This is a genomic window from Azospirillum sp. P4_B5 (assembly GCF_056402275.1).
In genome coordinates, this window is the sequence record NZ_JBFUHT010000008.1 from 21,956 (window position 1) to 39,169 (window position 17,214).

Sequence of the window (17,214 nt, forward strand, 5' to 3'; positions counted from 1 at the left end):
CATGCCCATTGGAGGGGAGATGGGCTCCCAGCGCACGGACGGGCGGAGGCGGCGATGACGGTGCAGGATCGGCGGACGGCCAAGGTGGCCTTCATCGGTTTCGGGGAGGCGGCGTCGGCCTTCCGCTCCGGCTGGCGGGGCGCCGGGCTGGCCGACACGGTCGCCGCCTTCGACGTCAAGACCGGGTCCGCCGACGCGGTGGTGCGCGCCCGCAAATGGGCCGACTACGTGGCGGCCGGCGTCACCGGCGCCGAGCGGGTCGAGGACGCCCTGTACGGGGCCGCGCTGGTCTTCTCGCTGGTCACCGCCGATCAGGCGCAGGCCGCCGCCCGCAACGCCGCCGCCCATCTCACGCCCGGCGCGCTGTTCTTCGACGGCAACTCCTGCGCGCCCGGCACCAAGCGGGAGTCGGCGCAGGCGGTCGAGGCGGCGGGCGGGCGCTACGTCGATCTGGCGGTGATGGCGCCGGTCCATCCGAAGCTCCACAAGACCCCGCTGCTGGTCGCCGGCCCGCACGCCGCCGAGGCCCTGGCCGCCCTGTCGGCCCTGGAGATGGATGCCAGGGAGGCGCCGGGTCCGGTCGGCACCGCCTCTTCGATCAAGATGATCCGCAGCGTCATGATGAAGGGGCTGGAGGCACTGTTCCTCGAATGCGTGCTGGCCGGGCGCAAGGCCGGGGTGGACGGGGTGGTGCTGGAGTCCCTGGACGTCACCTATCCCGGTTTCGGCTTCAAGGAACGCGCCGCCTACATGCAGGAGCGCGTCATGACCCACGGCGTCCGTCGCGCCGCCGAGATGCGCGAGGTCGCGCGCACCGTCGATGAACTGGGTTTGGCCGGCGGCATGGCCCGCGCCGCCGTCGACTGGCAGCAGCGCGTCGGCGACCTCAAACTGGACGCCCGCGCCATCGGGGAGGGCGATTACCGGGCGCTCGCCGACGCCATTCTGGCGCGGCTTGACACGGCGGACCAGTGACGTACGGCCCGCGCTATTCGGTGCGCGCCGCGCGCCGGAAGGCGGCGGGCGTCTTCCCGGTCAGCCTCTTGAAGACGCGGTTGAAGTAGCCGGGGTCCTGGAAGCCCAGCTCATAGGCGATCATCGCCACCGGTGCGGCGATGTAAACCAGACGGCGCTTCGCTTCGAGCAGCAGGCGGTCCTGCACCACCTCGAAGGCGGAGCGGCCGGCGAGATGCCGGCACAGGCGATTCAGCCGCGATTCCGTGATCCCCAGCGCGTCCGCGTAGCGCGGGATCGTCCAATGCTCGGTGAAATGGTCCTCGACCAGCGCGCGGAAGCGGGCGAACAGCTCGGTGCGCACGCGCTCCGCCGGGTCGGCGCCCGCCGCCGCCGCGCGCTGGCGCTCCAGAAGCAGCAGGACGCCGCGCAGCAGCCACTCGCACATCGCCGACCGGCCGAGCTGCGGCCAGCGGAACTCCGTCATCAATTGATCGAGCAGCGTTGAGACGCGCTCCGCCGCCGCCGGGGCGTCGGTGAAATCGATCAGGCAGGGGCGCAGGAACAGCGCCTCGAACAGCGGCCGGCTCTGCGCGCTCGCCCCGTTGAACAGCATCACCTCGGCCACCGTCAGCACATAGCCGTGGCTGCCCGGCTGGAACTGAAAGGAATGCACCACCGCCGGGGGAACGACGATCACGCAGGGCGCCGCGACGTCGGCCACCCGGTCGTCGATCTGCACGCGCGCCCCGCCGTCGAGCACCGCCACCAGCTGGAACAGCCCGCGGTGGGTGTGGGAGCCGATGCCCCAATCATAGAGGCGGCTGCGGCTTTCGATGTCCTCGATGTGGATGAATTCGGCGTCGGTGAGCCGGGCCTCCTCCCCGTAGAGGGCGAACAGCGGCACCGTGCCGGAGCGTGTCTGCGCCGTCCCCTCCGCCGCCTGCTCCATGCCGTCCTCCCCCGCGCCTTCGTTTGTCGGAAAAGTACAATTTTCCTTCCGCTTCGTCCATTCCGCGGCAGGGGTCGACCCGTCTAGGATGAAATTGTTCGCGACCCGAGCGGTTCGCGTCGATCCAAACCAAAAACCGCCAACTGGCCGCCCGCCGCCGCGGGTGTCGGAGGAGTGCGCCCGATGTTCCGTTTCGATCCCTACTCTCCGGCCGTCGATGCCGACCCGTTTCCTTTCTACAAGACCTTGCGCGACGAGCATCCCTGCTTCTGGAGCGAAGAAGCCAACATGTGGGTGCTGTCGCGTTACGACGACATCGTCACCGCGCTGAACGACTGGGAAACCTATTCTTCGGCCAAGGGCAACCTGATGGACGAGATGCCCAACCGCGCCGGCAACACGCTGGGCACCACCGATCCGCCCCGCCACGACCGCCTGCGCAGTATCGTCCAGTTCGCCTTCACCAAGAAGGCGGTGGAGGGGCTGACCGAGCCGGTGCGCGCCTCGGCCAACCGGGCGCTGGACGCTGTGCAGGGGGAGAAGACCTTCGACTTCGTAAGCGACGTCTCCAGCAAGGTCACGGTGGACGTGCTGTTCGGCCTGTTCAACCTGCCGCGCGAGAACGAGCGGATGGTGCGCGACAAGGCCGTGCTGATGGTGCAGTCCGATCCCCGCACCCGCCAGAAGGGGCCGGAGCACCTCGCCGCCTTCCAGTGGATGAGCGAATACGCCAAGGAGCTGGTCGAGCTGCGCAAGCGCGAGCCCGGCGACGATCTGATCACCGCCCTGATCCAGGCCGAGGTCGCCGGCGAGAAGCTGGCCGACCGCGAGGTGCAGATGACCATCACCACGCTGATCATGGCCGGCATCGAATCCCTGTCGGGCTTCCTCGCGATGTTCGCCCTGAACCTCGCCGACCACGCCGCCGCGCGCCGCCGGCTCGCCGCCAACCCGGCGCTGATCCCCGACGCCATCGAGGAATCGCTGCGCTTCAACACTTCGGCCCAGCGCTTCCGCCGCTGCCTGCAGAAGGACGTCGAACTGCACGGCCAGACGATGCGCGCCGGTGATTTCGTCTGCCTCGCCTACGGGTCGGGGAACCGCGACGAGCGGCGTTTCGCCAACGCCCACCTCTACGACATCGACCGCAAGCCGAAGGGGCATCTGGGATTCGGCGGTGGCGTCCACGCCTGCCTCGGCACCGCCTTCGCCCGTCTGGCCGCCCGCGTCGCCTGCGAGGAGTTCCTGAAGCGCGTGCCGGAGTTCGTCCGGGTGCAGGACCAGCTGCCCTGGATGCCCTCCACCACCTTCCGCAGCCCGACCCGCCTCGAACTGGCGGTCGGCTGATCACGGGGACGACGGCGCGGCCGGGGGAGACTCCGGCCGCGCCAAGACGCAGAACACGGTTTTCGCAGAACACGGTTTTCCAAAGGAATTTTCGGCCATGGCGAAGGTCACCTTCATCGAGCACGACGGCCTGGAGCAGGTCGTGGACATCCCGACGGGCTGGACCCTGATGCAGGGCGCGGTGCAAAGCGGCGTCGCCGGCATCGAGGGCGAATGCGGCGGCTCCTGCGCCTGCGCGACCTGCCATTGCTACGTGGACGGGGCGCTCGTCGACTCCCTGCCGCCGCCCAGCGAGACGGAGGAGGAGATGCTCGACTGCACGGCGTCGGAGCGGCGGAGCAACAGCCGCCTGTCCTGCCAGATCCGGGTGAGCGACGCGCTGGACGGCATCGTGGTCCGCCTGCCGGAGGCCCAGAGCTGATGGGCGGCCCGGCGCAAGCGGACGCGGGTATGGTCATCGTCGGGGCGGGGCAGGGCGGGTTGCAGGTCGCCGAATCCCTGCGCGCCGAGGGCTACGACGGTCCCGTCACGCTGATCGGGGAGGAGGTTTCAGCCCCCTATCACCGGCCGCCGCTGTCCAAGGCGATTCTCGCCGGGGCGATGGAGGAGGCGCAACTCGCCATCCGCGGCGCCGAGTTCTTCGAACGGCAGCGCATCGCCCTGCTGACCGGGACGCGCGTCGCCGCCATCGACCGCTCCGCCCGTCACGTGCGCCTGGAGGACGGACGCCGCCTGGCCTATCGCGGGCTGGCGCTGGCCACCGGCGCGCGGGTGCGCCGTCTGCCGATCACCGGTGATGATTTGGACGGTGTGCTCGGCCTGCGGTCGCTGGACGATGCGCGGCGGATTCGCGCGGCGCTCGACCGGACGGCGCGGGTGGTGGTGATCGGCGGCGGCTACATCGGACTGGAGGTCGCGGCGGCGGCGCGCAAGCGCGGCCTGGAGGTGACCGTCCTGGAGGCGGCGGACCGGCTGCTCGCCCGCTCGGCGACGCCGTTCCTGGCGGCTTTCTACGCGGACCTGCACCGTGGGCAGGGCGTGATGGTCGAACTGGGGGCCAAGGTGGTCGGGCTGGACGGGCAGGGGGGCCGCGTCACCGCCGTGCGCACCGCCGACGGGCGCTCGCATCCGGCGGATCTGGTGGTGGTCGGCGTCGGAATCGTTCCCGACACGGCGCTGGCCGAAGCCTGTGGGCTGGCGTGCGACGGCGGCGTCCTGGTGGACGACTGCGCCCGCACGGACGATCCGGCCATCGTCGCGGTCGGCGACTGCACGGCCCGGCGCACCGGCACCGGGACCCTGCTGCGGCTGGAGTCGGTGCAGAACGCCGTCGAGCAGGGCAAGTCGGCGGCCGCCGCGCTGCTGGGGCGGGAGCGTCCCTTCACGGCGGCGCCCTGGTTCTGGTCCGATCAGTATGACGTGAAGCTGCAGATCGTCGGCCTGTCCGCCGCTCACGACCGGATGGTGCTGCGCGGCGCGCCGGAGGACCGCCGCTTCTCGGCCTTCTATTTCCGCGGCGACGCGCTGGTCGCCATCGACTCCGTCAACCGCCCGCCGGACCACATGGTCGGCCGCAAGCTGCTGGACCGGAGGGCCGCCCTGACGCCCGAACAGGCGGCCGACGAGACCTTCCCGCTGGCGTCCTTGACGCGCTGACTGCCGGACCGCGAAACGAGTCAAGCCGGTGCAGCGCGCGCTGCACCGGCCTTGCGCTTATGGCCCCCGGCCGCCGGGGCCGCCCCCTGGGCGCCGGCCAGCCGCACCAGATCGTGGATGGAGTATTTCGCCAGCGCCTCCGGCTCGTCGACGATCTTCTCAAGGCACATCAGGTCGAAGTCCTTGTTGATGAAGCCCGCCCGCTCGCCGTCGAGCTGGTGCGACAGCCCGCCGGTGCCCAGCACGACCACCTTGAGGTCCTTGGGGTAGGAGGCCACCGCGCGGCCGATGGCCTCGCCCAGCTTCAGGCAGCGCGCCGGGGTGGGCAGCGGGTGCTGCACCGTGTTGACCGCCACCGGGATGGTGCGGACGGGACGCTGGGTCTGGTCGGGCCACAGCAGGGCCATCGGCACGGTGAAGCCGTGGTCCACCGCCATCTCCTGGCAGGAGCAGATGTCGAACTCGTCGTTCACCAGCGATTCGATGATGTGCCAGGACAGCTCCGGATCGCCGGGGTAGGGCGGCAGCGGCTTCAGGCCCCAGCCCTCGTCCTTGTTCTGGTACTCCGGCGCCGCCCCGACCGAGAAGGTCGGCATCTTGTCGAGGAAGAAGTTCAGGCCGTGGTCGTTGTAGACCACGATCGCCACGTCCGGCTTGACCTCGGCCAGCCACTCGCGGGCCTTGGGATAGCCGTCGAAGAACGGCTTCCAGTAGGGGTCCTCGAAGAGTTCGTTGGCGATGGCGTTGCCGATCGCGGGAATGTGGGAGGTGGTGACGCCACCGACGATCCTGGCCATGGTTTCAGTTCCCCGCCGCCTTGAGCTTCGCCTTGAATTCCTCGACCGTCATGCCGGTCTGCTGCGCGCCGATGTCCTGGACATTCAGGCCGAGCATGCCGATGAACTTGGCGAGGTAGTAGATGTTGCCGCCCGCCGCCAGCAGGGCCAGCGCGTTGCGCTCCCGGATGGCCGTCTTCTGCTCGTCGGTTAGGCCGAACTTGGCGCAATAGGCCTCCTCGTCGGCCAGGAACTCCTGCCGGGCCGCCGCCTCGTTGAACGAGTAGCACATCTTGTTGAGCGGATAGCCCTTCATCGCCATCCGGCCATCGAAGATGGTGGTTCCCGGAATGGCCTCGTGTGTCAACGGCGCGCTCATGGGTGTTTTCCTCCGGATCGTTTCTGTCTTATTCGGACCAGTAAAGCCGCATCGGGTTGTCGACAAGAAGCGCAGTCCGCTTGGCCTCGTCGGTGGCGATGCGGGGGATGACGTCGACCAGATGCCCGTCGTCGGGCATGTGCGAGGTCATGTTCGGGTGCGGCCAGTCGGTGCCCCACAGCACGCGGTCGGTGAAGCGGTCGACCAGCAGGCGGGCGAAGGGCACCACGTCGTCGTAGGCCGGCGGTCCCTGGACGCTCAGCCGCTCGGGGCAGCTCACCTTGCTCCAGACCTTCGGGTTCTCGTCCATCAGGGCGACGAATTTCTGGAACTGCGGGTGGTCCACGCCCTTGGCGATGTCCGGGCGGCCCATATGGTCCACGACGATGGTGGTGGGCAGCTCGCGCAGGAAGGGCGTGAGGTCGTCCAGGTCCGGCGCCTCGAAATAGACCACGATGTGCCAGCCGAACGTGGCGATCCGGTCGGCGATGCCGAGGAAGACCTCCTTGGGCGTGGCGTCCACCAGACGCTTGACGAAGTTGAAGCGCACGCCGCGCACCCCGGCCTCGTGCAGCTCGGCCAGCTCGCTCTCCGTGATCGCGGGGGCGACCGAGGCGACGCCGCGCGCCAGCCCGTTGGAGGCCTTCAGCGCGTCGACCAGCGCCCGGTTGTCCTTGCCGTGGCAGGTCGCCTGGACGATGACGTTGCGCGCGAAGCCCAACTCGTCGCGCAGGGCGAACAGCCGTTCCTTCGGCGCGTCGCAGGGGGTGTATTTGCGCTCCGGCGCGTAGGGGAAGCGGTCGGCCGGGCCGAAGACGTGGCAGTGGGCGTCCACCGCGCCGGGCGGCGGCGCGTAGGCCGGCTTGCTCGGGTTGGGGTGGAAGGGACGGTAGTCGGCGTCCATGGAAGGCTCCCTTCAGGGGAAAGAGATCAGTCGGCGTAGACGGTTCCGTCGAACAGCTTGCGGGCGGTGCGCAGCAGGGCGGCGCGGGTCACCGTACCGGAGCCGTCCAGGTCGAGGACCACGGTCATCTCGCCGGTCGGGTGCTCGACGCTCAGCGTCCTGGTGGCGCCGTCGGGAACCACGGCGAGCGACGCGGCGGGGGAGCCCTCCAGCGCGCAGGCGGTGGCGACGCTGACCGCGCCGAGCACGCCGATGGAGGCGTGGCAGCGGTGCGGGATGAAGGTCCGGGTGGACACCGTCCCGCCGTTGGCCGGCGCGCTGACCAGCGTCATCTTCGGCACCGACTTGTCCGTCACGTCGCCCAGATTCATCCGTGGCCCGGCCTGCCGCCGGATCGATTCCAGCCGCGCCTTCAGCGCCGTGTCGGCGTCCAGCTCCTCCCGCGTCTCGCCGCCGCGCACCCCGAGGTCGGCGGCGCGCAGCACCACCACCGGCATGCCGTTGTCGATGCAGGTGACCGGAACGCCGTCGATGACGTCCACCACGTTGCCCGTCGGCAGCAGCGCCCCGCAGGAGGAGCCGGCGGTGTCGCGGAATTCGATGGGAATCGCCGCCGCCGTGCCGGGCACGCCGTCGATGCGCGCCTCGCCCCGGTAGGTGACCACCCCGCCCGGCGTCGGCACGCCGGCCACCGCCATCTGCCCGGTGTTCTCCATGTGGATGGTCACCGGCGTCACGCCGTCGCGGGCGGGGATGAGGCCGCGCTCGATGGCGAAGGGGCCGACGCCGGCCAGGATGTTGCCGCAGTTCTGGGCGTCGGTGACGATGGCTTTGTCCACGAACACCTGAAGGAACAGGTAGTCGACGTCCACCCCCGGCCGTTCCGACCGGCGCACCACCGCCACCTTGGAGGTCAGCGGGTCGGCGCCGCCCATCCCGTCGATCTGGCGCGGGTCGGGCGAGCCCATCGCCCGCAGCAGGAAGGCGTCGCGCGCCGCCGTGCCGGGCGGCAGGTCGTCGGCCAGGAAATACCCGCCCTTGGAGGTCCCGCCGCGCATCCACAGGCAGCGCACGCCGTCAGACATAGCGCAGCCCCTTCGCGGCGAGCGGGCCGCGCATCCCGTAGAGGTCGAGGCCGAGTTCGCCGGCCGACAGCCGCGCCCGCTTCTCCTCCTCCTTGGCCAGCCGGTCCTGGGCCTTCGCCAGCACCTCGGCGGCCTCCTCGCGGCGGACCACGCAGACGCCGTCGTCGTCCGCGACGATCAGGTCGCCGGGATTCACCAGCGCGCCCGCGCAGACCACCGGCACGTTGACCGAGCCCAGCGTCTCCTTCACCGTGCCCTGGGCGCAGACCGCGCGGGACCAGACCGGGAAGCCCATGTCGGTCAGCGTCCGGACGTCGCGCACCCCGGCGTCGATGACCAGGCCGGCGCAGCCGCGCGCCTGGGCCGAGGTCGCCAGCAGGTCGCCGAAATAGCCGGCGTCCGACGGCGAGGTGGTGGCGAGCACCAGGACATCGCCGGGCTTCACCTGCTCGATGGCGACGTGGAGCATCCAGTTGTCGGCCGGCGGGGCCAGCACGGTCACCGCCGAGGCGGCGAGCTGGACGCCGGGATAGATCGGCCGCAGGGCGGAGGCCAGCAGGCCCTTGCGGCCCTGCGCCTCGTGCACGGTGGCGACGCCGCATTCGGCCAGACCGGCGATCACCGCCGGGTCGGCCCGCTCGATGGTTTGGACGACGACGTTCATCACAGCTCATCCACGGTGCGGGGATAGACCGACTGGAAGCCCTCGGCGTAGCGGGCGTTGCGCCCGCCGGCCTGCCCGCCGGAGTTGCGGCGGAAGTGGTTGCCGCGGTTCTGCGCCAGGTTGGTGTAATAATCCCAGAGGTGCTCCTGCCCGGCCATGCATTCGATGGCGGCGCGCTTGTTGTCCCACACCTCGGTGATGTCGAGGAAGACGTCCGGCTTCCAGCCCATCTGCTCGGTCTGGTGCGGCTCGAACAGGTAGAGCTGGGGCGCGCCGAGCACCTTCTGCCCCGGATTGTGGCCCCAGGCCTGGGCGATCATCCGGCATTCCATCAGGACCTTGGTCGCGTAGGAATGGTCGGTGTTGTAGGGATCGTAGTGCGAGTGGCTCATCAGGAAGGCCGGCTGCACCTTGCGGATCACGTCGACCAGACGGAACTTGGCCTCGCGGTCGATCTCCAGCGGGTAATCGCCGAGGTCGAAGAACTGGATGTCGTGGGCGTTCAGCGCCTTGGCGGCGGCTTCGGCCTCCTTGCGGCGCTCCGTCTTCACACGATCCAGCGTGCAGCCGTCCTGCTTCCACAGCTTGGCGGATTCTCCGCGTTCGCCGTAGGACAGGCAGACGATGGTGACATCGTAGCCTTTCTTCTGATGCAGCGCGATGGCGCCGCCGGCGCGCCACACGAAGTCCGCCGAGTGGGCGCTGAGCACCAGCGCTCTTTTGTTCTGTGCCATGAATGTCCGCTCCCCAGTCTGGGCAGTCTGATTTTGGGCAGTCCGATTGTGGGCAGTCCAATTCCGATGGCCCATCATCCGCCGGCCCGCCGGCAAATCCTATTTCGAACTCCCGTCCTGACCATTTGGTTTTGCTATAGATGCCTTTTTCGGTTGAGCCTCGTCGCCGACCGGCTGGCGAGGGAGAGACGCCGGTCCTGGCACGAAGATGTCGTCCTTCACGTAATCCTATGTCGAATCATGAGCATAGGGCATACGGTGCTATGCTTTAACCGGTGCTGTCGCGCAATGGATGGGCCGGTTTGGCGTGGGCGTGACGCAGCCGGAATCACCCCATTCCACCATTCTGCTATTCAAAAAACAAATGGGCTCTTCGATGAACGAATTTCCTCAGGGGCGGGCGGGATGATACCCATTCGATCGTGAGGGATTAAGGGCGAGGGGCCGGACCCGCCGTTGCGGGGGCTCCCCAGCCCGAGCAGGGACTTCGGGAGAGGACGCGATGAGGATTTGTGTGGCGGGGGCCGCGGGCGCCTTCGGCGTGAAGCATCTGGAGGCGGTCGCCGCCATCGACGGGATCGAGGTGGTCTCGGTGGTCGGCGGCGAGCCGGACGACATCGAGGGCTTCGCCAAGGCGCGCGGCATTCCGCATTGGACCAAGGATCTGGCCGAAAGCCTGGAGCGGACCGACGTGGAGGCGGTGATCCTCGCCACCCCGACGCCGGTGCACGCCGCCCAGGCGATCGAGTGCCTGGAAGCCGGCAAGCATGTGCTGGTGGAAATCCCGATGGCCGACAATCTGGCCGACGCGGAGCGGCTGGTCGCGGCGCAGCGGGCCAACGGCCTGGTCGCCATGGCCGGGCACACGCGGCGCTTCAACCCCAGCCACCAATGGATCCGCAACCGGGTCCAGGCGGGGGAGCTGACGATCCAGCAGATGGACGTGCAGACCTATTTCTTCCGCCGCTCCAACATGAACGCGCTGGGCAAGCCGCGCACCTGGACCGACCATCTGCTGTGGCATCACGCCTGCCACACGGTGGACCTGTTCCAGTACCAGACCGGTGAGGTCGCCAGCCAGGTGCACGCCCTGCAAGGGCCGACGCACCCGCAGCTGGGCATCGCCATGGACATGAGCATCGGCATGAAGGTGCCGTCCGGGGCGATCTGCACCCTGTCGCTGTCCTTCAACAACGACGGGCCGCTGGGCACCTTCTTCCGCTACATCTGCGATAATGGGACCTACATCGCCCGCTACGACGATCTGTACGACGGCAAGGACAACAAGATCGACCTCAGCGGCCTCACTGTGTCGACCAACGGCATCGAGCTGATCGACCGCGAGTTCTTTGCCGCCATCCGCGACGGGCGCGAGCCCAACGCCAGCGTGGCGCAGTGCCTGCCGGCCATGCGGACGCTCGACCGCCTGGAAAAATCGCTGAACGCCTGAGCGGGGAACGCGTCAGGCCGCAATTCCCAAAGCCAAGACGACGGGACGCAAAACAACAAACGCCCCGTGACGAGTCCCCTCGAGGAGGAAACCCATGCCAACCGCGCGCAGCGTCGACGTCCAAGCCTTTCTCAACGAGCACCCCTTCTCGCGATACCAGTGGCTGGTGTTCGCGCTGTGCTTCTTCATCGTCCTTCTGGACGGCTTCGACACGGCGGCCATCGGCTACATCGCCCCGTCGCTGACGACGGAATGGGGCATCGCGCGGCCGGCGCTGGCGCCGGTGCTGAGCGCGGCGCTGTTCGGGCTGGCCTTCGGCGCCCTGTCCGCCGGGCCCCTGGCCGACCGCTTCGGCCGCAAGGCGATCCTGATCGGCTCCGTGCTGGTCATCGGCGCCGCCTGCCTGGCCTCCGCCTTCTCGGGCAACCTGGACCAACTCGTCATGCTGCGCTTCGTCACCGGCCTCGGGCTGGGGGCGGCGATGCCCAACGCCGTCACGCTGATGAGCGAATATTGCCCCGAAGGGCGGCGCGCCATGGTCACCAACGCCATGTTCTGCGGCTTCCCGCTCGGCGCGGCCTTCGGCGGCTTCCTCGCCGCCTGGATGATCCCGCTGTGGGGCTGGCGCAGCGTCCTGGTGCTGGGCGGCATCGCGCCGCTGGTCCTGGCGGCGGTTCTGCTGGTCCTGCTGCCGGAATCGGTCCGCTACATGGTCGCCCACAACCACCCGGTGGAGCGCATCCGCGCCGTGCTGCGCCGCATCTCCGAGACGGCGGCCGGGGCGGCGAGCTTCGTGATGACCGAGAAGGCCCCGGCGACCAAGGCGCGGAACGGCATCGCGGTCGTGCTGTCGCGCTGCTATCTGGTCGGCTCGGTGATGCTGTGGGTCGCCTATTTCATGGGGCTGGTGATCTTCTACGCGCTGATCAACTGGATGCCGATCCTGTTCAAGGACGCCGGGCTGGCGCCGCGCGACGCCGCGCTGATCGCCGCGCTGTTCCCGCTGGGCGGCGTCGGGGCCATCCTGTCGGGATGGCTGATGGACCGCTTCAACGCCAACAGGATCATCGCCTTCGGCTTCGTGCTGACCTACGGCGCCGTCTACGCCATCGGGCAGGTGGCCGGGAACGTCGGGCTGCTGGTGGTCACGGTCTTCGCGGCGGGCACCATCATGAACACCGCCCAGACCTCGCTTCCGGCGCTGGCCGCCAGCTTCTACCCGACCCACGGGCGGGCCACCGGCGTGGCGTGGATGCTGGGGCTGGGCCGCTTCGGCGGAATCGGCGGCTCGTTCCTGGTGGCCGAACTGGCCCGCCGGCAACTGGATTTCACCAGCATCTTCACGATCGTCGCCATTCCGGGGCTGGTCGCCGCCCTGGCCCTGCTGATCAAGCAGTTCGTCCATCCCGAGGACCGGTCGAGCGGCACGGGCCGGACCGTCGAAGCCCTGGGGCATTGAGTTTTACTATAGCCTGCCCATAGGCTTTGCAGCCTGGCACCCTCGGTTGCCGGTTCGGATGTCCATGCCGCATTGCAAAGGCGCCCCGAACGTTATTCAAAAAACGAATGGGGCCTTCGTCCAACGAATGAGCGCAGCGCTGCGATCACTGATATCCCTGCTGTGGTGACGGTATCGGCGGCCTGTGCGTCCGGCCCCGGCGAACGCCAAGACGCCCCCGAATCAACGACGAAAAAGCACGGGGGCTTTCAAAACGAGGAGGAAACATGTCCGGAACATTTCGCAAGGCCCTGCTGGGCACGGCTTTCGTCTGCGCCCTCGCGGTTGGTGGCGGCGCCGGTTCGGCCTGGGCCGACACGATCAAGGTCGGGGTGATCGCGCCGTTCTCCGGCCCCTTCGCCACGGTCGGCCAGACCTTCAAGCAGGCCATCGAGGTCTATCAGGCCCAGCACGGCAAGACGGTCGCCGGCAACACGGTGGAGTTCGTCTACAAGGACCTCGACCAGGCCAACCCGGCGCAGAGCAAGGCCCTGGCCCAGGAGCTGGTGGTCAAGGAGAAGGTCGGCTACCTCGCCGGCTTCTTCTTCACGCCGGACGCGCTGGCCGTCGCCCCGCTGATCGACGAGGCGAACATCCCCTGCGTGATCTTCAACGCCGCGACCTCGGCCATCACCGAGAAGTCGCCGCGCTACGTCCGCACCTCCTTCACCCTGTGGCAGAACACCGTGCCGCTGGCCGAGCATGTCGCCAAGCAGGGCATCCGCAAGGTGGCCACCGCGGTCAGCGACTACGGCCCCGGCATCGACGGCGAGACCGCCTTCAAGCAGACCTTCGAGAAGGCCGGCGGCAAGGTGGTCGACAGCATCCGCATGCCGCTGAAGTCCACCGACTTCGCCCCCTTCATGCAGCGCATCAAGGATTCCGGGGCGGAGGCCATCTACGCCTTCCTGCCCGCCGGCCCGACGACGCTGGGCTTCGCCCGAGCCTTCAGCGACACCGGCCTGAAGGCGGCGGGGATCAAGTTCTTCGGTCCCGGCGACATCACGCAGGAACCGGACCTGCCGGTGCTCGGCGACGCGGCGGTCGGCATCACGACGACCTTCAACTACAGCCAGGCCCACGATTCCGACCTGAACCGCCAGTTCCTCGCCAAGCACAAGGAGCTGTTCGGCGCGTCCGACATCGTCACCTTCACCTCGGTCGGCGCCTATGACGGCGCGCACGTCATCTACCGCATGGTCGAGGCGACGGGCGGCAAGAGCGACGGGGCGAAGGCGGTGGAGGCGGTCAAGGGCATGGCCTGGGAAAGCCCGCGCGGCCCGGTGCGGATCGATCCCGAGTCCCGCCACGTCACCCAGACCATCTATCTGCGCGTGACCGAGCGCAAGGACGGCCGGCTGCAGAACACCGAGGTCGCCGGATTCCCCGAACAGCCCGATTACGGCTTCAAGGTCGGCAAGTAGGACCATCGACGGCCCCTTCCCCGACGGGCGGGGGCTTGTCCGCGCTGGAGTTCCTGATGGAAACGCTTTTCGGCATCGTGGTGGACGGGGTCGCCTACGGGATGATCCTGTTCATCATCTCGGTCGGCCTGTCGGTCACGCTCGGCCTGATGCGCGTGGTCAACCTCGCGCACGGCGCCTTCGCCATGGTCGCCGGCTACGTCGCCTCCTACGCCGCGCAGGGGCTGGGCCTGCCGTACGCCGTGGGTCTGGTGGCGGCGATCCTGTTCACCGTGCTCGCCACGCTGCCGCTGGAGAAGCTGCTGTACCGGCGCATCTACGGCTCCGCCAACGAGCTGGCGCAGGTGCTGCTGACCATCGGCCTGACCTTCGTCATCGTCGCCGGGATCAACTACCTGTTCGGCCCCACGCTGAAGCGCATCCCGCTGCCGGACGCGCTGCTCGGCACCGTGGCGATCGGGCCGAAGTCGATCCCGGTGCACCGCGCCTTCGTCATCGCCATGGGGGCGGCGACCGTGCTGGGCCTGTGGTGGCTGCTGGAGCGCACCGATTTCGGCATCAAGCTGCGCGCCGCGGTGGACGACCCGAACATGGCCGGCGCGCTGGGCATCCGGACGGAGCGCCTCTACACCGCGACCTTCGCGCTGGGCACCGGGCTGGCGGCGCTGGGCGGCGTGCTGGGGGCGGAGCTGCTGCCGCTGGAGCCCTATTACGCCATCCGCTACATCGTCCTGTTCCTGGCGGTGGTCGCCGTCGGCGGGGCGGGCAACATCCTCGGCTCGGCCGCCGCCGCCCTGGCGCTCGGCATCGTCGACACGGCGGGCAAGTACCTGATCCCCAGCTTCGGCGAGTTCTTCTTCTACGCCGCGCTGATCCTGATCCTGTTCCGCTGGCCGCACGGCTTCTTCCAGGGGAGGGCGGCCTGATGGCAGGAAGTCACACGGTGGCCGCCGACCAGCCCCCGCAGGTCGCGGCGCGCGGGCCCCGGTTCCGCCGGGCGCTCGGCGGGGTCGCGGTTCCGCTGCTGGCCGCCGCCGGGCTGGCCGCCTTCTGGCTGTTCCCCAACGATCTCGGCCTCATGACGCGGATCGCCGCGACGGCGCTCTACGTCCTGTCGCTCGACCTCGTGCTCGGCTTCGGCGGCATCGCCACGCTGGGGCAGGCGGCGATGTTCGGCACCGGGGCCTACGCCGCCGGCATCGCCGCGGTGCATCTGGTGAGCGACCCGCTCGTCCTGCTCGCCGTCGGCGGTCTGGCCGGCGGTCTGGTCGCCCTGGTCACCGGCGCACTGATCCTGCACGCGCGCGGCCTGACCCTGCTGATGCTGACCATCGCGGTGGTGCAGATCGTCCAGGAGGTGGTCAATAAGGCGCGCGACCTCACCGGGGGCAGCGACGGTCTGTCAGGCATCGAGCCCAGCCCGCTGTTCGGCCTGTTCCGCTTCGACATGTTCGGGCGCACCTCCTACCTGTTCGCGCTGGCGGTGCTTCTGGTCGGCTTCCTGATCGCGCGGCGCATCGTCCGCTCGCCCTTCGGGCTGGCCTGCCGGGGCGTGAAGGAGGACCCGCTGCGCGTCGCCGCCCTGGGTGGTTCGCCGCGCCGTTATCTGGTCACGCTCTACGCCGTCGCCGGGGTGTTCGCCGGCGTGGCCGGGGCGCTGACCGCGGTGACCAGCGGCATCGTCGGGCTGGACAGCGTCAGCTTCTCCTGGTCGGCGGAGGCGCTGGTCATGCTGGTGCTCGGCGGCGCCGGTCGGCTGGTCGGCGCCATCATCGGCACGGTGGCCTTCATGACCATCCATCACGTGATGGCCGCGATCGATCCCTTCCACTGGATGCTGTTCATCGGCCTGTTCCTGATGGGCACCGTGCTGTTCCTGCCGGGGGGCATCGCCTCGCTCGCCGACCGTTTCATCAAGGGGAACCGGGCATGACCGCGCTTCTCGAGGTCCAGGGGCTGAGCAAGAACTTCGACGGCCTTCAGGTGTCGGCCGACATCACGCTGGCGCTCCATCCCGGCGAGCGCTGTGCGCTGATCGGGCCGAACGGGGCGGGCAAGACGACCTTCGTCAATCTGGTGACCGGCGTGCTGGCGCCCAGCGCCGGCACCATCCGGCTGGCCGGGCAGGACGTCACCCGGCTGTCGGCCCAGGCGCGGGTGCGCCTCGGCCTGATCCGCTCCTTCCAGGTGGCCCGGCTGTTCCGTTCGATGACGGTGCGCGAGCATCTGGAGCTGGCCGTTCTGGAGCGCGAGCGGCGGACCTTCCGCCTCTTCGCCTCGGTCCGGCGCTCGCCGGGGCTGGCCGACGAGGTGGCCGGCCTGCTCGACGGCATGGGGCTTGTCCCGGTGGCGGGCACCGCCGTCGGGGCGCTGGCCTACGGGCAGCAGCGTCTTCTGGAGATCGCGCTGGCGCTCGCCCTGAAGCCCAAGCTCCTGATCCTCGACGAGCCGGCGGCCGGCGTGCCGCATTCGGAAAGCCACCGCATCCTCGACGCGCTGGACCGTCTGCCGCCCGATCTCGCCGTGCTGATGATCGAGCACGACATGGATCTGGTGTTCCGCTTCGCCAAGCGCATCGTCGTGCTGGCGCAGGGCCGCCTGCTGTGCAGCGGCACGGCGAAGCAGATCACCACCGATCCGCGCGTCCGCGAGGTCTATTTGGGGAGCCGGGCCAATGCGCCGCACTGAAGGGACGCTGGAAGTCACCGGCCTGACCGCCGGCTATGGCGAGACCCGCATCGTCGAAGACCTGTCCTTCACCGTGCCGGCCGGCGGGCGGCTGGCCCTGCTGGGCCGCAACGGCATGGGCAAGACCACGACGCTGGCCACCCTGGTCGGGCAGACGACGCGGCACGCCGGCAGCATCCGGCTGGACGGCGTCGAGCTGGGCGGCCTCACCTCCTCCGCAAGGGCGGCGGCCGGGCTGGGCTATGTGCCGCAGACGCGCGACATCTTCCGCTCGCTGACGGTGGAGGAGAATCTGGTCACCGGGCTGAAGGGCCGGCCGCGCTCCGCCCTGGAGGAGGCCTACGCCCTGTTCCCCCGCCTGAAGGAGCGGCGGGGCAACGGTGGGGGGGCGCTCTCCGGCGGCGAGCAGCAGATGCTGTCCGTCGCGCGTGCGCTGCTCGGCCGGCCGACGGTGCTGCTGCTGGACGAGCCGCTGGAGGGCCTGGCCCCGGTGATCTGCGATCAGCTGATGAAGGCGCTGGCGCAGCTGACCGTCACCCTGATCCTGGTGGAGCAGCAGGTGGACCGCGCCCTGGACTTCGCGCAGAGCGCGGTGATCCTCGAACGCGGCCAAGTGGTGCATGAGGGGGCGGCCGCCGATCTGCGGGACGACCACGCCCTCATGGAGCGGCACCTCGGCGTCGCTCTGGCGGTGTAACAGACC

General features: G+C 69.3%; 18 protein-coding genes. 11 read left to right on the top strand and 7 right to left on the bottom strand.

Features of this window, described 5'->3' with window-relative positions; translation table 11 throughout:
- The first annotated feature begins 54 nt into the window (after positions 1 to 54).
- Complete coding sequence (locus AC1DVI_RS07825; protein WP_476957460.1) at positions 55 to 975, top strand: NAD(P)-dependent oxidoreductase; 921 nt, start codon at positions 55 to 57, stop codon at positions 973 to 975.
- Between the two features lie 13 nt (positions 976 to 988).
- Here AC1DVI_RS07825 and AC1DVI_RS07830 read toward each other — a convergent pair whose 3' ends face one another.
- A complete protein-coding gene (locus AC1DVI_RS07830; RefSeq protein WP_476957461.1) occupies positions 989 to 1,906 on the bottom strand; it encodes a helix-turn-helix domain-containing protein in 918 nt (305 codons plus the stop codon).
- 183 nt (positions 1,907 to 2,089) lie between these two features.
- Between AC1DVI_RS07830 and AC1DVI_RS07835 the strand changes: the two genes are divergently transcribed.
- The 3 genes from AC1DVI_RS07835 (at position 2,090) to AC1DVI_RS07845 (ending at position 4,909) form a co-directional block, all read left to right on the top strand.
- Positions 2,090 to 3,253 carry a cytochrome P450 gene (locus AC1DVI_RS07835; RefSeq protein ID WP_476957462.1) on the top strand — a complete coding sequence of 388 codons (1,164 nt, stop codon included), beginning with the start codon at positions 2,090 to 2,092 and terminating at the stop codon, positions 3,251 to 3,253.
- Between the two features lie 97 nt (positions 3,254 to 3,350).
- Entirely contained in the window at positions 3,351 to 3,674 is a 324-nt protein-coding gene (locus AC1DVI_RS07840; RefSeq protein WP_476957463.1) for a 2Fe-2S iron-sulfur cluster-binding protein, read from the top strand.
- Positions 3,674 to 4,909, top strand: a complete 1,236-nt coding sequence (locus tag AC1DVI_RS07845) for an NAD(P)/FAD-dependent oxidoreductase (protein WP_476957464.1) — start codon at positions 3,674 to 3,676, stop codon at positions 4,907 to 4,909. Before AC1DVI_RS07840 ends, AC1DVI_RS07845 begins: the two co-directional genes overlap by 1 nt.
- A gap of 20 nt (positions 4,910 to 4,929) precedes the next feature.
- Here the strand turns inward: AC1DVI_RS07845 and AC1DVI_RS07850 are convergent, their stop codons facing one another.
- The 6 genes from AC1DVI_RS07850 to AC1DVI_RS07875 are packed head-to-tail and all read right to left on the bottom strand — an operon-like array spanning position 4,930 to position 9,451.
- Positions 4,930 to 5,706 carry a class III extradiol dioxygenase family protein gene (locus tag AC1DVI_RS07850; RefSeq protein ID WP_476957465.1) on the bottom strand — a complete coding sequence of 259 codons (777 nt, stop codon included), beginning with the start codon at positions 5,704 to 5,706 and terminating at the stop codon, positions 4,930 to 4,932.
- Positions 5,707 to 5,710: 4 nt separating this feature from the next.
- Positions 5,711 to 6,064 carry a protocatechuate 4,5-dioxygenase subunit alpha gene (locus AC1DVI_RS07855; protein WP_476957466.1) on the bottom strand — a complete coding sequence of 118 codons (354 nt, stop codon included), beginning with the start codon at positions 6,062 to 6,064 and terminating at the stop codon, positions 5,711 to 5,713.
- Positions 6,065 to 6,092: 28 nt separating this feature from the next.
- The gene (locus tag AC1DVI_RS07860; protein ID WP_476957467.1) at positions 6,093 to 6,968 is read right to left on the bottom strand and encodes an amidohydrolase family protein; all 876 of its coding nucleotides are present in this window, start codon (positions 6,966 to 6,968) and stop codon (positions 6,093 to 6,095) included.
- A 26-nt stretch (positions 6,969 to 6,994) separates the two neighbouring features.
- The gene (locus AC1DVI_RS07865) at positions 6,995 to 8,053 is read right to left on the bottom strand and encodes a 4-oxalomesaconate tautomerase (protein WP_476957468.1); all 1,059 of its coding nucleotides are present in this window, start codon (positions 8,051 to 8,053) and stop codon (positions 6,995 to 6,997) included.
- Entirely contained in the window at positions 8,046 to 8,717 is a 672-nt protein-coding gene (locus AC1DVI_RS07870) for a 4-carboxy-4-hydroxy-2-oxoadipate aldolase/oxaloacetate decarboxylase (RefSeq protein ID WP_476957469.1), read from the bottom strand. The genes AC1DVI_RS07865 and AC1DVI_RS07870 overlap by 8 nt, the downstream gene beginning before the upstream one ends.
- Positions 8,717 to 9,451, bottom strand: a complete 735-nt coding sequence (locus tag AC1DVI_RS07875; RefSeq protein WP_476957470.1) for a PIG-L deacetylase family protein — start codon at positions 9,449 to 9,451, stop codon at positions 8,717 to 8,719. Before AC1DVI_RS07875 ends, AC1DVI_RS07870 begins: the two co-directional genes overlap by 1 nt.
- A 502-nt stretch (positions 9,452 to 9,953) precedes the next feature.
- Between AC1DVI_RS07875 and AC1DVI_RS07880 the strand changes: the two genes are divergently transcribed.
- The 7 genes from AC1DVI_RS07880 (at position 9,954) to AC1DVI_RS07910 (ending at position 17,208) form a co-directional block, all read left to right on the top strand.
- A complete protein-coding gene (locus AC1DVI_RS07880; protein ID WP_476957471.1) occupies positions 9,954 to 10,901 on the top strand; it encodes a Gfo/Idh/MocA family oxidoreductase in 948 nt (315 codons plus the stop codon).
- 94 nt (positions 10,902 to 10,995) lie between these two features.
- Positions 10,996 to 12,360 carry an MFS transporter gene (locus AC1DVI_RS07885; protein WP_476957472.1) on the top strand — a complete coding sequence of 455 codons (1,365 nt, stop codon included), beginning with the start codon at positions 10,996 to 10,998 and terminating at the stop codon, positions 12,358 to 12,360.
- A gap of 266 nt (positions 12,361 to 12,626) precedes the next feature.
- Positions 12,627 to 13,823 (top strand): ABC transporter substrate-binding protein, encoded by a 1,197-nt coding sequence (locus tag AC1DVI_RS07890; RefSeq protein WP_476957473.1) that lies wholly within the window; start codon positions 12,627 to 12,629, stop codon positions 13,821 to 13,823.
- Positions 13,824 to 13,879: 56 nt separating this feature from the next.
- Entirely contained in the window at positions 13,880 to 14,749 is an 870-nt protein-coding gene (locus AC1DVI_RS07895; protein WP_476957474.1) for a branched-chain amino acid ABC transporter permease, read from the top strand.
- On the top strand, positions 14,749 to 15,756 hold the full coding sequence (locus tag AC1DVI_RS07900) for a branched-chain amino acid ABC transporter permease (RefSeq protein ID WP_476957475.1): 1,008 nt from the start codon (positions 14,749 to 14,751) through the stop codon (positions 15,754 to 15,756). Before AC1DVI_RS07895 ends, AC1DVI_RS07900 begins: the two co-directional genes overlap by 1 nt.
- Positions 15,753 to 16,511, top strand: a complete 759-nt coding sequence (locus AC1DVI_RS07905) for an ABC transporter ATP-binding protein (RefSeq protein WP_476957476.1) — start codon at positions 15,753 to 15,755, stop codon at positions 16,509 to 16,511. The genes AC1DVI_RS07900 and AC1DVI_RS07905 overlap by 4 nt, the downstream gene beginning before the upstream one ends.
- Positions 16,498 to 17,208 carry an ABC transporter ATP-binding protein gene (locus tag AC1DVI_RS07910; protein WP_476957477.1) on the top strand — a complete coding sequence of 237 codons (711 nt, stop codon included), beginning with the start codon at positions 16,498 to 16,500 and terminating at the stop codon, positions 17,206 to 17,208. Before AC1DVI_RS07905 ends, AC1DVI_RS07910 begins: the two co-directional genes overlap by 14 nt.
- Positions 17,209 to 17,214 lie beyond the last annotated feature (6 nt).

What these genes read in the sequence shown, in the direction of transcription:
- AC1DVI_RS07900 (WP_476957475.1), top strand. Translation starts at nt 14,749, where the DNA reads ATGGCAGGAAGTCACACGGTGGCCGCCGACCAGCCCCCGCAGGTCGCG.
- AC1DVI_RS07875 (WP_476957470.1), bottom strand. Translation starts at nt 9,451, where the DNA reads ATGGCACAGAACAAAAGAGCGCTGGTGCTCAGCGCCCACTCGGCGGAC.
- AC1DVI_RS07850 (WP_476957465.1), bottom strand. Translation starts at nt 5,706, where the DNA reads ATGGCCAGGATCGTCGGTGGCGTCACCACCTCCCACATTCCCGCGATC.
- AC1DVI_RS07860 (WP_476957467.1), bottom strand. Translation starts at nt 6,968, where the DNA reads ATGGACGCCGACTACCGTCCCTTCCACCCCAACCCGAGCAAGCCGGCC.
- AC1DVI_RS07910 (WP_476957477.1), top strand. Translation starts at nt 16,498, where the DNA reads ATGCGCCGCACTGAAGGGACGCTGGAAGTCACCGGCCTGACCGCCGGC.
- AC1DVI_RS07905 (WP_476957476.1), top strand. Translation starts at nt 15,753, where the DNA reads ATGACCGCGCTTCTCGAGGTCCAGGGGCTGAGCAAGAACTTCGACGGC.
- AC1DVI_RS07870 (WP_476957469.1), bottom strand. Translation starts at nt 8,717, where the DNA reads ATGAACGTCGTCGTCCAAACCATCGAGCGGGCCGACCCGGCGGTGATC.
- AC1DVI_RS07865 (WP_476957468.1), bottom strand. Translation starts at nt 8,053, where the DNA reads ATGTCTGACGGCGTGCGCTGCCTGTGGATGCGCGGCGGGACCTCCAAG.
- AC1DVI_RS07825 (WP_476957460.1), top strand. Translation starts at nt 55, where the DNA reads ATGACGGTGCAGGATCGGCGGACGGCCAAGGTGGCCTTCATCGGTTTC.
- AC1DVI_RS07830 (WP_476957461.1), bottom strand. Translation starts at nt 1,906, where the DNA reads ATGGAGCAGGCGGCGGAGGGGACGGCGCAGACACGCTCCGGCACGGTG.
- AC1DVI_RS07895 (WP_476957474.1), top strand. Translation starts at nt 13,880, where the DNA reads ATGGAAACGCTTTTCGGCATCGTGGTGGACGGGGTCGCCTACGGGATG.
- AC1DVI_RS07855 (WP_476957466.1), bottom strand. Translation starts at nt 6,064, where the DNA reads ATGAGCGCGCCGTTGACACACGAGGCCATTCCGGGAACCACCATCTTC.
- AC1DVI_RS07840 (WP_476957463.1), top strand. Translation starts at nt 3,351, where the DNA reads ATGGCGAAGGTCACCTTCATCGAGCACGACGGCCTGGAGCAGGTCGTG.
- AC1DVI_RS07835 (WP_476957462.1), top strand. Translation starts at nt 2,090, where the DNA reads ATGTTCCGTTTCGATCCCTACTCTCCGGCCGTCGATGCCGACCCGTTT.
- AC1DVI_RS07880 (WP_476957471.1), top strand. Translation starts at nt 9,954, where the DNA reads ATGAGGATTTGTGTGGCGGGGGCCGCGGGCGCCTTCGGCGTGAAGCAT.
- AC1DVI_RS07890 (WP_476957473.1), top strand. Translation starts at nt 12,627, where the DNA reads ATGTCCGGAACATTTCGCAAGGCCCTGCTGGGCACGGCTTTCGTCTGC.
- AC1DVI_RS07885 (WP_476957472.1), top strand. Translation starts at nt 10,996, where the DNA reads ATGCCAACCGCGCGCAGCGTCGACGTCCAAGCCTTTCTCAACGAGCAC.
- AC1DVI_RS07845 (WP_476957464.1), top strand. Translation starts at nt 3,674, where the DNA reads ATGGGCGGCCCGGCGCAAGCGGACGCGGGTATGGTCATCGTCGGGGCG.